The organism is Oceanobacillus sp. FSL K6-3682 (genome assembly GCF_037976165.1).
GTDB lineage: Bacteria > Bacillota > Bacilli > Bacillales > Amphibacillaceae > Oceanobacillus > Oceanobacillus sojae.
The window spans coordinates 3,044,081-3,057,401 of the sequence record NZ_CP150263.1; the positions used below are offsets into that span (position 1 = coordinate 3,044,081).

Genomic DNA, 13,321 nt, shown 5'->3' on the forward strand with positions numbered 1-13,321 from the left:
GCGTTTATTTCTTAACATTATGGGTATTTTACTAAAGAGCAGTCAGGAGGAGTTATTAGTGAGGAAAATAACAAATGTTTTCTGGATTTCGACAGTAATCGTACTTATTTTTATCATATGGGGAGTAATACCGTCCAGTATACTTCCAAATGCTAATTTAGATAATGTTACAAGTACAATTCAATCATTTATTGTAAGTCATTTTAGTTGGTATTACTTAATTGTTGCCACAATGTTTATCGGTGTTTCTTTTTTCTTGATTTTTTCGAAATATGGACTGATTAAATTAGGGAAACCGGAGGATAAGCCAGAATTTACTTATATCAGCTGGTTCGCTATGCTGTTCAGTGCAGGTATGGGTATCGGGCTTGTTTTTTGGGGTACTGCCGAGCCAATATTACACTTATTCGATAATTCACCTTATGGAGAGCTTGGAACAACTGAAACAGCTATGGTAGCTATGCAATACAGCTTTTTCCACTGGGGATTTCATCCGTGGGGGATTTATGCAATTGTCGGCTTAGCACTGGCATACTTTAAATTCCGGCATAATTCTTCAGGATTAGTAAGTTCCATATTAGTTCCTCTTTTCGGTGATAAAGTTAAAGGAAAATGGGGAACAGCCATTGATGTATTAGTTGTATTTGCTACTGTATTTGGTGTAGCAACATCATTAGGTTTTGGAGCCATTCAAATCAGCGGAGGTATCTCCTACGTTTTTGGTATTGACTCCGGCATATTATTACAACTGATTATTATTTTAGTCGTAACAGTATTATTTATTATTTCTGCTTTGAGCGGTGTCAATAAAGGCATTAAAATTCTCAGTAACGCAAATATTGTACTTGCAATTGCTTTAATGTTCCTTATATTAGTTTTAGGCCCAACAGATTATATTTTAAGCTTATTTACAAATACAGCAGGAAACTATATTCAAAACCTTCCCAGCATGAGCTTAAGACTGGATGCCTTTGGAACTGGGAATACAGAATGGATTAACGATTGGACTATCTTTTACTGGGCATGGTGGCTGGCTTGGGCTCCATTTGTGGGAACATTTATAGCCCGTGTTTCCCGAGGACGTACAATTCGTGAATTTGTCATTGGTGTTTTACTTGTACCTACTATTTTTGGCGCATTATGGTTTACTGTTTTTGGCGGTACAGCGATGTATTATGATTTACAAGGAACAACCAACATCGCCGGCCAAATTTCTCAATTCGGGGAAGAAGTAGCATTGTTCTCATTGCTTGAAAACTTCCCGTTAGGAACTGTACTTTCTTTAGTTTCTATTTTATTAATTGCTATATTCTTTATCACATCAGCAGATTCGGCAACATTTGTACTTGGTATGCAGACAACAGGAGGTAGCTTATACCCTCCTTATCAGATTAAATTAGTATGGGGAGTTATTCAGTCAGCAACTGCTGCTGTATTGCTATGGCAAGGCGGACTAAATGCATTACAGACTGCCTCTATTATTGCGGCATTGCCATTCTCCATTATTATGATTTTAATCGTATTCTCTCTGATGAAAACACTAAAAGCAGATGCAGCTAATATAGAACGAAAAAAAAGAAAAAGTTTAAAATCATAAATAAGTTAATAAAATGCAGAAAGCTTTCCTTGAGGCTACGGTAAATAATACGGAGTCCAAGGAGAGCTTTTACTATTTATAATCTTTTAATCTTTTTGCAACAAAAAAACTTATCATTTTACAGAATCTATTTTTCATTACTTTTCTTTTAAAGTATTACACTTTACTACAATTGAATGTTACTCTAATATCATTTTCTTTACTATTTTATAACATCTGCAAATTCATAAAATATATTTGTTAAGCTATGTATATCGTATGAAAATAAAAAAGTAGATACTTGTTTTATTTTCTGGAAGAGGTGGCATAGAATGAAGAAATTCAGTATCATTCTACTATTATTTACGATCATCCCTATATTAAATAGTTGCCAATCGGAAGAGGACATACAAGTAATCGAATTTCAATTTACGGATTATCAGGTTATATATGTACCTCCAGATGACGATAATGATAGCTATATGAATACATTTATTGACTTGAAGGCAAAGTATCCTAAAGAGCTTTCCAGTCCCGAAAAGCGTACAATGGATAATCAGGATTTACCTTCGGATTATACCTTAAGTACAAATAGTTTTTACTTACTTAAAGATGAATCAGTTGTTTTTTCAGTTGAAAATGCAATGTCACGCGGCCAAATCATGGATACATTAGAGTCTATTGTAGATACAAGCAATCAAATCGTATATTAAATACTTGCTAATGAAAAAAACATTAGAAGAAGTTATAATATGATAAAAAGGTATCAGCTTCTGTTTAAACATTTGCAGTAGCTGATACCTTTTTTATCCATCATCTGTATCATATTGTACGAGATTAAATTTAATACTTACTTGTAATCAGATAAAAAAAGACATGCCGGGCAGATTTACCCGATACATGTCTTTTTTGTTTAGGAACTTACATTGTGTGGATCGGTGTACCTAATCCAACTTCTGCAGCTTCCATTGTAATTTCACCTAAAGTTGGGTGAGCATGGATAGTTAATGCAATATCTTCTGCTGTCATACCAGCTTCAATAGCCAGTCCGATTTCAGAAATCATATCACTCGCATTTGGACCTGCGATTTGTCCGCCAATGATAAGACCGTCTTCTTTGCGGGTAACTAATTTCACAAAGCCTTCTGACGTATTTAATGATAATGCACGTCCATTTGCAGCAAATGGGAATTTCGCTGCTTTTACATCATAACCTGCATCTTTAGCAGCTTGTTCAGAAAGACCAACAGTTGCTAATTCAGGTTCAGTAAATGCTACTGCCGGGATAGCATTGTAATCAATGGCCACTTTCTCACCACTAATTGCTTCCGCTGCGATCTTAGCTTCATAAGATGCTTTGTGAGCAAGAGCCGGACCAGGAACAATATCACCAATTGCAAAGATGTTGCTTACAGAAGTTCTTCCTTGATTATCCACTTTGATCAAGCCTCTGTCATCTTTTTCAACGCCAATTTGTTCTAATCCAAGTTCTTCTGTATTAGGACGGCGTCCTACTGTAACAAGTACGTAATCTGCTTCAATTACTTCCTCTTTGCCATTTGCTTCATAAGTAACTTTTACGCCGTCTTTTGTTTCTTCTGCACCTTTAGCCATTGCTTCTGTAACAATTTTAGCGCCTTTTTTATCCAAAGCTTTTTTAACAACCTGTGTCATTTGTTTTTCAAATCCGCCAAGAATATCTTTCGCGCCCTCTAAGAAGGTTACTTCTGTGCCAAAGTTCGCATAAGCTGTACCAAGCTCTGTTCCAACATAACCAGAACCGATAACAACTAATTTTTTAGGAACTTCAGGTAAGTTCAATGCACCTGTAGAATCCAATACTCTTTCAGAGAACTTGAAAGAAGGAATTTCAATCGGTGAAGAACCAGTACCAAGAATACAGTTGTTAAATTTATAAGTTTGAGAGCTTTTTTCATCAGCAACTTTTACAGTATGCTCATCAACGAAGTAAGCTTCCCCTTTTACAATGTCAACTTTATTTCCTTTTAATAGTCCTTTAACACCAGAAGTAAGTTTGTTTACAACAGAGCCTTTCCATTCTTGTACTTTAGAAAAGTCAAGATTTACTTTTTCTGTTGTAATACCTAAATCTTCGGAGCCTTTAGCATTCTGATATTTATGCCCTGCTTCAATAAGTGCTTTAGAAGGAATACATCCAACGTTTAAACAAACGCCGCCCAATTCACCTTTGTCAACAATTGTAACCTTTTGTCCCAGCTGTGCTGCACGAATTGCTGCAACATAGCCTCCTGGACCAGCACCAACGACAAGTGTATCTACTTCTACCGGGAAATCTCCTACTACCATGACTTACGCCTCCATCATAATTAATTGTGGGTCATTCAATAAACGTTTGATTTGGTTCAATGCATTTTGAGCAGTTGCACCATCAACGATACGATGATCAAAGCTTAGTGATACAGCAAGAACTGGAGCCACTACGATTTCACCATCACGAACGACAGGTTTTTCTGCAATACGACCAATTCCAAGAATAGCAGCTTCAGGGTAGTTTAATACTGGAGTAAACCATTGACCTCCCGCTGAACCAATATTGGAAATCGTATTGGAAGCACCTTTCATTTCGTCTGGTTTTAGTTTACCATCTCTAGCTTTAACTGCCAATTCATTAATTTCGCTGGAGATTTGGAAGATAGATTTTTTATCTGCATCCTTCACAACAGGAACTAAAAGTCCACGATCTGTATCTGCAGCAATTCCGATATTGTAGTAATGTTTTTGTACAATTTCTTCTGTTTCCTCATCAATGTAAGAGTTAAAGATCGGGAATTTCTTAGTTGCAGAAACCAATGCTTTAACTACATAAGGTAAGTAAGTTAACTTAATTTCCTGTTCTGCAGCAACAGCTTTGAATTTCTTACGGTGTGCTACTAATTCTGTTACATCCACTTCATCCATCAATGTTACGTGTGGAGCTTTAGATTTAGAGTTAACCATAGATTTTGCAATTGCTTTACGCATTGCAGTCATTTTTTCACGTGTTTCTGGATACTGACCTTGTGGAGCAGCTGTTGTATTTTCAGATGTTGCAGTTTCTTTCGTTTCTCCAGCTTCTGCAGCATCAGAAGAAGCTTTAGGCTGATCTCCACTTAAGAAGCTTTCCACATCTTCTTTTGTAATACGGCCGTTTTTACCAGAACCCTGTACGTCTTTGATATTCACATCATTTTCACGTGCGAATTTACGGACAGAAGGCATCGCAATGACACGTTTATCATCAGAAGATTCATCTGCAGCTTCTGATTCTTGTGAAGCATTGTCATCTGTTTTTTCTTCTTTAGATTCAGAAGAAGTATCTTCAGATTTTGTTTCTTCCTCTTCTTCATCGTCATATCCTTCAGCATCGAATGAAATCAATGTATCACCTACAATTGCAACTTCACCTTCTGCTACGTGGATTTTAGTAACTGTTCCATCAACTTGAGACGGAATTTCAACGACAGATTTGTCATTTTGAATTTCACAAAGCACGTCGTCTTCTTTTACTTCATCGCCTTCTTTAACAAACCATTTAACAAGTTCGCCTTCGTGAATTCCTTCACCAATATCAGGTAATTTAAAATTAAATGCCATGAATTTGTCCTCCTAAAATTTAGAAATTAATTACTTCGTTTACTCTTTCAACAATATCTTTATGATCAGGTAACCAAACTTCTTCTGCATCAGAGAATGCATAAACTGTGTCTGGTGCAGTAACACGAAGAATAGGAGCTTCTAAATGTAAAATTGCTCTTTCTTGGACTTCAGAAATAACTTGTCCAGCAATACCAGCTTGACGTTGTGCTTCTTGAACAAATACAACGCGATTTGTTTTCTTAACTGATTTTAAGATAGTTTCATAATCAACTGGAGAAACTGTACGTAAGTCAATTACTTCAGCAGAAATACCATCTTTTTCTAATTCTTCAGCTGCTTTTAATGAAGAATGAACCATTGCTCCATAAGCAAGTAATGTTACATCAGATCCTTCACGTTTTACATCAGCTTTTCCAATTTCTACTGTATAAGCATCTTCTGGAACTTCGCCGCGGAAAGAACGGTATAATTTCATATGCTCTAAGAATACAACCGGATCATTATCACGAATTGCAGAGATTAATAATCCTTTTGCTTCATATGGTGTAGAAGGAATAACTACTTTTACACCTGGTTGTTGAGCGATAAGTCCTTCTAAGGAATCTGCGTGTAATTCAGGTGTATGAACTCCGCCGCCAAATGGAGCACGGACAGTAATCGGTGCATTATAATGACCGCCAGAGCGGTAACGCAAACGAGCCATTTGACCACTGATTGAATCCATTACCTCATAAACGAAGCCGAAAAATTGAATTTCCGGAACCGGGCGAAATCCTTCCATTGCTAAACCGATGGCTAAACCGCCAATTCCTGATTCAGCAAGCGGTGTATCAAATACACGATCTTCGCCGAATTCATCTTGAAGACCTTCCGTAGCACGGAAAACTCCACCATTTTGTCCAACATCTTCACCAAATACAAGCACGTTTTCGTCATTTTTCAATTCTACGCGCATTGCATCAGTGATTGCTTGAATCATTGTCATTTGTGCCATGATTTATTTCGACTCCTTTGCTTCGTAGATTTCTTTTTGCTCCTGTAAGTGAGTTGGAAGCTCTTCGTACATATGATTAATTAAATCTGTAACTTTTTGTTTTGGTTGTTGTTCAGCTTGTTTGATTGCTTTTTTAATATCTTCTTTCGCTTCTTCAATTACTTTGTTTTCATCTTCTTCAGACCAAAGTTTTTTACCTTCAAGGTATTTACGGAAACGAACTAGTGGATCTTTTTGTTCCCACTCTTTATCTAATTCTTCAGTACGGTAACGTGTAGGATCATCACCAGACATGGTATGTGGTCCAAAACGATAAGTTAATGTTTCAATTAATGTAGGGCCTTCACCAGCAACTGCACGTTCACGGGCAAACTTTGTTGCAGCATAAACTGCTAAAACGTCCATGCCATCTACTTGAATTCCTTCAATTCCAGCAGCAACAGCTTTTTGAGCTAATGTTTTTGCATTCGTTTGTTTTTCTACTGGAACAGAGATAGCAAAACGGTTATTTTGCACAACAAAAATTGCAGGAGCTTTATATGCACCAGCATTGTTTATTCCTTCATAAAAATCACCTTGAGAAGTACCACCGTCACCAGTATAAGTGATTGCTACATTTTTCTTGCCGCGTTTTTTCAAACCAAGAGCAACACCAGCTGTTTGAACATACTGTGCACCGATAATGATTTGTGGACTTAACGCTCTTACTTCATCCGGGTATTGATTCCCGTGAAAATGCCCTTTTGAGAATAAGAAAGCTTGATATAACGGAAGTCCTTGCCAAATTAGCTGTGGAACATCACGATACCCTGGTAAAATAAAGTCATCCTGCTCTAATGCAAATTGACTGCCTAACTGAGAAGCCTCTTGACCTGCTGTTGGTGCGTAGAAACCTAAACGTCCCTGACGATTAAGTGCAATGGAACGTTGGTCAAGTATACGAGTATACACCATACGTCTCATTAACTCCTTCAATTCATCATCTGATAAATCAGGGAGATCATTTTTGTTTACAACTTTTCCATTTTCATCTAGAACTTGGAACATTTCGAATTGGTTTTCAATATTTTCAAGTACCTGTTTCAAAATGATTCACCTCTTCCTTTCTTATATCAAAATTAAGTATTCTTTATCTATTCTACCCTTAAACAATAAAAATTACATACTAAAATCATTTACCCTGATATAGGATTTCCTAATCTGTGCTATTTTATCATTACTGTTCTAAAAGGACGAGCAATAGAAAGTAATACAATTTTTATCCTCTCTTATCTTAGCTCATTTTTTTATGATGGTCAATCACTTTGCTTCTTGTATTTTTAATATATTTCACAAGGACTTTCCCTCCATCATTCTTCTAAGTTTAAACTGTATTACTAAATAAAAAAACTGTATTAGTTTTGTCCCGAAACTTAACAAGCTGCTTTTCAAAAATATTTTTTGCATTATGGAAAAGCCCACCTGTGTTATTATTTAGAGCTCTGTTTCATAAGAAAAGCCAAGAAAAGCAATCGGTCTTTAAAACAATGGTGTTCTTACCAAGGAGGTGCCCGCTCCAACATTTTTATTTATATACTTTCTTATTCTTTAAGAAAGACACCCTATACCGTTGTTGCAACGGTATAGGGTGTCTTATCATTTTACTTATTCATCTGTTTCCGTTTCTGCTGCATCTTCATAGCTCACATTCAGATTAGAGGCTTCATAAAATGCACGTTTTGCATCGTTGTACTCTGCTGTTAATTGATTAAATTCTTCGTTAAACGAAATAATTGTTTCATAATTTTCATTTAGTGCTTCTAAATGGTTGGTTACTTCTTCTTGTTCAAGCTCTTCTAACTGCAGCATTTCATATAATTCTTTTTCCTGTTCTACTGAAGTTTGGTAGGTATCATTTAAATCATAATATGCTGCATACCGGTTTGTCATAATTTCAAACATTTCTTCTGCATCCTGCTTTAGGTTTTCATCCTCTAAATCTGTAATAATAGATTCGACCTGGACAAACTCCTCCTCTGATGCTTCTATACTTTCTCTTTCTTCACCGAGCTTTTCCTGTTTTTGATCAGAAATAGAAATTGCATTCTGCGACAATTCTTGAATTTGGTCAAATTGCTCCATATCAAGATCCACAATTTGATTAAATATTTCCTTTTCTTGCAATTCAAGTTCTTCAATTTCTCCCTGCATCGTTTCGTAATCTTCTTCTAAATTAATTGCTTCTTCTAAATGGTCATGTATTTTTTCTTCAGAAGATTTACTACTGCATGCCGTAACTAACAATAAAGATGAAATAATGATTGCAAACATATAAATCTTTTTTGACACAAAAAAACCTCCAATATGTATATTTCTTTTTTTACTTCATAGCTGTTCATTCAAATCCTTCGACCTTGAGACTATACATGAATAAAATTGTAACATACTCACTAAGAGTCAGGGAAGAAAAGAGTAAAAGCTTTTACATCTCCTTCTCCTATTTTATAATATGAAATATCCTTAATTCAAATATGTGTTACTATAAGCAACAGACTTGTCTAACGTAAATTTTTAATGTGTTATAAACTCAACTTTCGCACTTTAAAAAGAAACTTCCTATCCATAGGAACAGGGGTTGATCATCTCTTCCATATATCTGTTGACAAAGATAGAAGGTAAAGTGTAAAGCGACCGCTGCGGCGGACCGTTTTGCTTTCCTAGGGGCACGCTCTTCAGCTAACTTTTGCCAAGAAGATCACTTGGCAAAAGTGGATCTTCAGATGGTGCTAATCCCTCAGGAGTCAAAACGGTCCGCCTCCGCTAGCAGGATGTTCTATACTGAAATAACTGAACAAAAAAGGCAGATCTGACAGAACAAATTTTTCGTGTTGCATGGTAAACATGCTCAGCAATCCTTGTTTTTGGTGTATGAAAGCTATTCTTGATATGAATTATTCCTGCTGTCATGATTTGAACTGCTAAAAACCATTTGAAACACCAGCATGATTGTTTATTTAGGCTAAAAAACGATGATTTCATCTTACTTCATCAGGATATTATTTCTTCCATGCGCTGTAGAATCCTATTAGAGCGCAGGCCAACCACGTAGACTCCTATGGGAACAGGGCGAGCTGAAGATCCACTTGAAAAGCGGGTTTCTTTTCAAGTTAGCTGAAGCCGTCCCCATGGAAAGCGGAGTGGTTGGCCGGAGCGGAAGCTATACACAATAACCTGTTCAAAATATAAAAAGATAAGTTAACTAAAAGCAAGTATGTTAATAGAGACCATGTACATCTTGGAACAGCAAGGTTAGTGTGTTTATTCTTAGGTGCGAAAGTTGAGTTATAAAGATAAATCTATAAAAGGAGTCATAAACATGATAACAATGAATGATATTGTCAGAGAAGGACACCCTTCTTTAACTAAAAAAGCAGCAAAGGTCAATGTTCCATTATCAGAAGATGATAAACAGTTATTAGAAGACATGCTTCAATTCTTGAAAAACAGTCAAGATGAAGCAATTGCCGAAAAGTATAATTTAAGAGCCGGAGTAGGTCTGGCAGCACCACAGCTGGGTGTAGAAAAACAATTGATTGCACTGCACTTTGAAGATAGTAAGGGAAAAAAATACAGTATGGGATTAGCCAACCCTAAAATTATCAGCCATTCTGTAGAGCAGTCATATTTACAAAATGGAGAAGGATGTTTATCTGTTGACCGTGTTATAGAAGGATATGTTCCAAGACATGCCCGTATTACAATAACCGCAACAGATATTAATGATAATCCTGTTAAGCTCAGATTGAAAGATTATCCAGCTGTTGTATTCCAGCATGAAATCGATCATTTAAATGGTGTTATGTTTTTTGACCGGATTAATGAGGACAATCCATTCGAAATTCCGGATAATGCAATTGAGATAAGCTAAGCTGACACATATCTAATGTGATATTTCTTATCAAAATTGTATAATTTTGTTGATTTGGACGATGATAAATATAGTTTATACGATTCGATCAGACGTTTAGTTTTATAACGTCAAAAGTACGTCTTTCAAGGATAGGGCCTACAAGAAAAGCGTATTTATCCGCTCAATAAAAGATGGGCAAACTCGAGTTTTTCTAATTATTTATCGTTTTTTATTTAATTCTTTCCAATTTCGTACTATACTATAGATAAGAGGATTGGACGGTAGAGGGTTAAATTTGCTTTTCTAAATTATCGGAAGGAGAAGTGAGTCCTTATGCTGAAACGTCTTAAAGAGAAACTCAAAAAACGTTTAAAGGATTTACTGGGCAAAGAGGGGCGTGTACCAACTACTAATAAATAATTAAACCGCCAAACAATAAATTTTAACGGAAAAAGCCATTTTTCAGGTGAGCTGACGGAAACTTACCTTTTATAACGGAATATAACACATCTAAATAATAACCCTAATGAAATAAAGTTTGTAAATTTTAAAGGAGAGATGAAATGATTTTTAAAGTATTATATCAGGCATCACAAGATCAAGTGCCTGTAAGAGAACGCACGGAGAGCCTTTATGTAGAAGCGCAATCCGTAAGAGAAGCAAGATCAAAAATTAGTGACCGTAACATTAACATTGAGTACATTCAAGTATTAGATGAGGCACATCTCGAATACGAAAAAAGTACTGGCAAGTTCGAATTGGAGAATGTATAACAATGAAGTTTGTAAAAAATGATCAGACTGCTGTATTTGCCCTTGGCGGACTTGGGGAAATCGGCAAAAATACGTATGCAGTTCAATTCCAAGACGAAATCATCCTTATTGATGCAGGAATTAAATTCCCGGAGGATGAGCTTCTTGGTATTGATTATGTAATCCCGGACTACACCTATCTTGTACAAAACCAAGATAAAATTAAAGGTCTTTTTGTTACACACGGTCACGAAGATCACATTGGTGGAATCCCGTTTTTATTAAAACAAATTAATGTGCCAATTTATGCTGGAAAGTTAGCAATCGGTTTAATCCGTAATAAACTGGAAGAACATGGCTTATTGCGCAGTACAAAGCTAATTTCCATTCAAGAAGATGATGTTATTAAATTCCGTAAGACTTCCGTAAGCTTTTTCCGCACGACACACAGTATTCCAGATTCATTTGGGGTCGTTGTAAAAACGCCGCCTGGAAATATTGTGCATACAGGTGATTTCAAATTTGACTTTACCCCTGTCGGCGAACCTGCAAACCTTTCTAAAATGGCTCAAATTGGCGAAGAAGGGGTATTATGCCTTCTATCCGATAGTACGAATAGTGAAGTACCTGGATTTACAATGTCTGAAAGCGTTGTTGGCGAAAGCATCCAAGATATATTCAGCCGTGTTGATGGCAGACTGATATTTGCTACATTTGCGTCTAATATCTATCGATTACAGCAAGTTGTTGAAGCAGCCGTAAAGCATAACCGTAAAGTGGCTGTCTTTGGAAGAAGTATGGAATCCGCGATAAACATCGGTCTGGATTTGGGTTATATCCAAGCTCCAAAAGATACGTTTATTGAAGGAAACCAAATTAATCGTCTTCCAGCAAATGAAGTAACGATCCTCTGTACTGGTTCACAAGGCGAATCAATGGCAGCACTTTCTCGAATTGCCAATGGAACGCATCGTCAAATTCAATTAATTCCTGGAGATACGGTTGTATTTTCATCATCACCAATCCCTGGTAATACTGTCAGTGTAAGCAGAACAATTAATAAGCTGTATCGTGCAGGAGCAGATGTTATTCATGGAAAACTGAGTAATATCCATACATCCGGTCACGGAAGTCAAGAAGAGCAAAAGCTTATGTTACGCTTAATTAAACCAAAATATTTTATGCCGATTCATGGTGAATACCGTATGTTAAAAGAACATACAAAATTAGCTGAATTATGCGGGGTTGAAGAAAATCATTCCTTTATCATGGATAATGGTGATGTATTGGCTCTTGGAAAAGAACAAGCTTCAATCGCAGGCAAAATCCCATCTGGCTCAATTTATGTAGATGGAAGCGGCATTGGCGATATCGGAAATATTGTTCTTAGAGACCGCCGAATTCTTTCTGAAGAAGGTTTGGTTATTGTCGTTGTCAGTATTAATATGAAAGAATTTAAAATTGAAGCAGGTCCAGATATTATTTCTCGCGGCTTTGTTTATATGCGTGAATCTGAAGACCTTATCAATGATGCACAAAAGCTTGTTGCCAAGCATTTAGAAAAAGTAATGGAACGACGGACAACACAGTGGTCAGAAATAAAAAATGAAATTACAGATACGATTGCTCCGTTCCTATATGAAAAAACGAAGCGTCGTCCAATGGTATTACCAATCATTATGGAAATTTAAATAACTAAAGCTTCATTCTCCCGGACAGATTACCAGGAGAATGAAGCTTTCTTTAAATGAGTCAAATATTGCTGTCTATTTTAGAAAGAGGTACAGACAATGAAAGATAAATACTATGATAAGCTGCTAAATATTCATACCATGGAGAACAAGAAAACAGTATACCCCGAGTCACATCACTACAACCCTTATGAGCCTACTCCATATAGTGCTTTGGAAAAATTAACTAAAGCTTATCCCTTTGATAAGCAGGACTCGGTTATTGACTTTGGCTGTGGAAAAGGACGTTTACCTTTTTACCTTCATTATTTTCAGCATTTATCTGTCACTGGAATTGAAATGGATTCAAATTTTTTTAATGATGCCGAATACAATTTACAAGCATATAAGCAATTATTAAGTTCTGAAAATAACAAAGCTGACATTCGATTTATCTGTTGCTTGGCAGAAGAATATAAAATTGCCGCAAAAGATAATCGTTTTTACTTTTTTAACCCATTTTCTATTCAAATTTTCAAGCGTGTTATTTCCAATATTCAAGAGTCTGTAGAAAATACACCACGAGAAGTGGATGTTATCTTATATTATCCGCATAGTACTTATATTCATTTTCTAGAGCACTACAGTCCATTCGAGCTATTACTGGAAATAAAACTAAAAGCTTATTGGTTGAATGCAGATGAGCGAATCGTTATCTACCGCTTGAATAATTAAATTTTTGAACTACATATATTTTACAAACTAGAATCTGTCTCTCTAAGATTTATTAAAAAAGAACCTTTCATCTAATGGAAGGTTCTT

At 36.1% G+C, this 13,321-nt stretch carries 11 protein-coding genes; 6 read left to right on the top strand and 5 right to left on the bottom strand.

The window, feature by feature from the left end; all coding sequences use genetic code 11:
• The first annotated feature begins 58 nt into the window (after positions 1–58).
• Both MHH51_RS15210 and MHH51_RS15215 read left to right on the top strand, forming a co-directional pair.
• Positions 59–1,597 carry a BCCT family transporter gene (locus MHH51_RS15210; protein ID WP_147209665.1) on the top strand — a complete coding sequence of 513 codons (1,539 nt, stop codon included), beginning with the start codon at positions 59–61 and terminating at the stop codon, positions 1,595–1,597.
• A gap of 311 nt (positions 1,598–1,908) precedes the next feature.
• A complete protein-coding gene (locus tag MHH51_RS15215) occupies positions 1,909–2,289 on the top strand; it encodes a hypothetical protein (protein ID WP_339282428.1) in 381 nt (126 codons plus the stop codon).
• Positions 2,290–2,497: 208 nt separating this feature from the next.
• On the opposite strand, the gene lpdA is transcribed toward MHH51_RS15215, so the two are convergent.
• From lpdA to MHH51_RS15240, 5 genes are all read right to left on the bottom strand, one after another.
• Positions 2,498–3,904, bottom strand: coding sequence for a dihydrolipoyl dehydrogenase (lpdA, locus tag MHH51_RS15220; RefSeq protein WP_147209667.1), 1,407 nt, complete (start codon positions 3,902–3,904; stop codon positions 2,498–2,500).
• Between the two features lie 3 nt (positions 3,905–3,907).
• Positions 3,908–5,191 (bottom strand): dihydrolipoamide acetyltransferase family protein, encoded by a 1,284-nt coding sequence (locus tag MHH51_RS15225; RefSeq protein ID WP_339282429.1) that lies wholly within the window; start codon positions 5,189–5,191, stop codon positions 3,908–3,910.
• 19 nt (positions 5,192–5,210) lie between these two features.
• The gene (locus MHH51_RS15230) at positions 5,211–6,188 is read right to left on the bottom strand and encodes an alpha-ketoacid dehydrogenase subunit beta (RefSeq protein WP_147209669.1); all 978 of its coding nucleotides are present in this window, start codon (positions 6,186–6,188) and stop codon (positions 5,211–5,213) included.
• A 3-nt stretch (positions 6,189–6,191) separates the two neighbouring features.
• Positions 6,192–7,274, bottom strand: a complete 1,083-nt coding sequence (gene pdhA, locus MHH51_RS15235) for a pyruvate dehydrogenase (acetyl-transferring) E1 component subunit alpha (RefSeq protein WP_147209670.1) — start codon at positions 7,272–7,274, stop codon at positions 6,192–6,194.
• Positions 7,275–7,832: 558 nt separating this feature from the next.
• Positions 7,833–8,516: a YkyA family protein gene (locus tag MHH51_RS15240; RefSeq protein WP_246145070.1), complete on the bottom strand. Its 684-nt coding sequence runs from the start codon at positions 8,514–8,516 to the stop codon at positions 7,833–7,835.
• Between the two features lie 1,027 nt (positions 8,517–9,543).
• Between MHH51_RS15240 and def the strand changes: the two genes are divergently transcribed.
• From def to MHH51_RS15260, 4 genes are all read left to right on the top strand, one after another.
• Positions 9,544–10,095 (top strand): peptide deformylase, encoded by a 552-nt coding sequence (def, locus tag MHH51_RS15245; protein WP_339282430.1) that lies wholly within the window; start codon positions 9,544–9,546, stop codon positions 10,093–10,095.
• A 545-nt stretch (positions 10,096–10,640) separates the two neighbouring features.
• On the top strand, positions 10,641–10,850 hold the full coding sequence (locus MHH51_RS15250) for a DNA-directed RNA polymerase subunit epsilon (protein ID WP_147211071.1): 210 nt from the start codon (positions 10,641–10,643) through the stop codon (positions 10,848–10,850).
• Positions 10,851–10,852: 2 nt separating this feature from the next.
• On the top strand, positions 10,853–12,520 hold the full coding sequence (gene rnjA / locus MHH51_RS15255; RefSeq protein WP_077601031.1) for a ribonuclease J1: 1,668 nt from the start codon (positions 10,853–10,855) through the stop codon (positions 12,518–12,520).
• 99 nt (positions 12,521–12,619) lie between these two features.
• The gene (locus tag MHH51_RS15260; protein ID WP_339282431.1) at positions 12,620–13,234 is read left to right on the top strand and encodes an SAM-dependent methyltransferase; all 615 of its coding nucleotides are present in this window, start codon (positions 12,620–12,622) and stop codon (positions 13,232–13,234) included.
• Positions 13,235–13,321: the final 87 nt, after the last annotated feature.

What these genes read in the sequence shown, in the direction of transcription:
- MHH51_RS15225 (WP_339282429.1), bottom strand. Translation starts at nt 5,191, where the DNA reads ATGGCATTTAATTTTAAATTACCTGATATTGGTGAAGGAATTCACGAA.
- MHH51_RS15230 (WP_147209669.1), bottom strand. Translation starts at nt 6,188, where the DNA reads ATGGCACAAATGACAATGATTCAAGCAATCACTGATGCAATGCGCGTA.
- rnjA (WP_077601031.1), top strand. Translation starts at nt 10,853, where the DNA reads ATGAAGTTTGTAAAAAATGATCAGACTGCTGTATTTGCCCTTGGCGGA.
- MHH51_RS15250 (WP_147211071.1), top strand. Translation starts at nt 10,641, where the DNA reads ATGATTTTTAAAGTATTATATCAGGCATCACAAGATCAAGTGCCTGTA.
- lpdA (WP_147209667.1), bottom strand. Translation starts at nt 3,904, where the DNA reads ATGGTAGTAGGAGATTTCCCGGTAGAAGTAGATACACTTGTCGTTGGT.
- MHH51_RS15215 (WP_339282428.1), top strand. Translation starts at nt 1,909, where the DNA reads ATGAAGAAATTCAGTATCATTCTACTATTATTTACGATCATCCCTATA.
- MHH51_RS15260 (WP_339282431.1), top strand. Translation starts at nt 12,620, where the DNA reads ATGAAAGATAAATACTATGATAAGCTGCTAAATATTCATACCATGGAG.
- def (WP_339282430.1), top strand. Translation starts at nt 9,544, where the DNA reads ATGATAACAATGAATGATATTGTCAGAGAAGGACACCCTTCTTTAACT.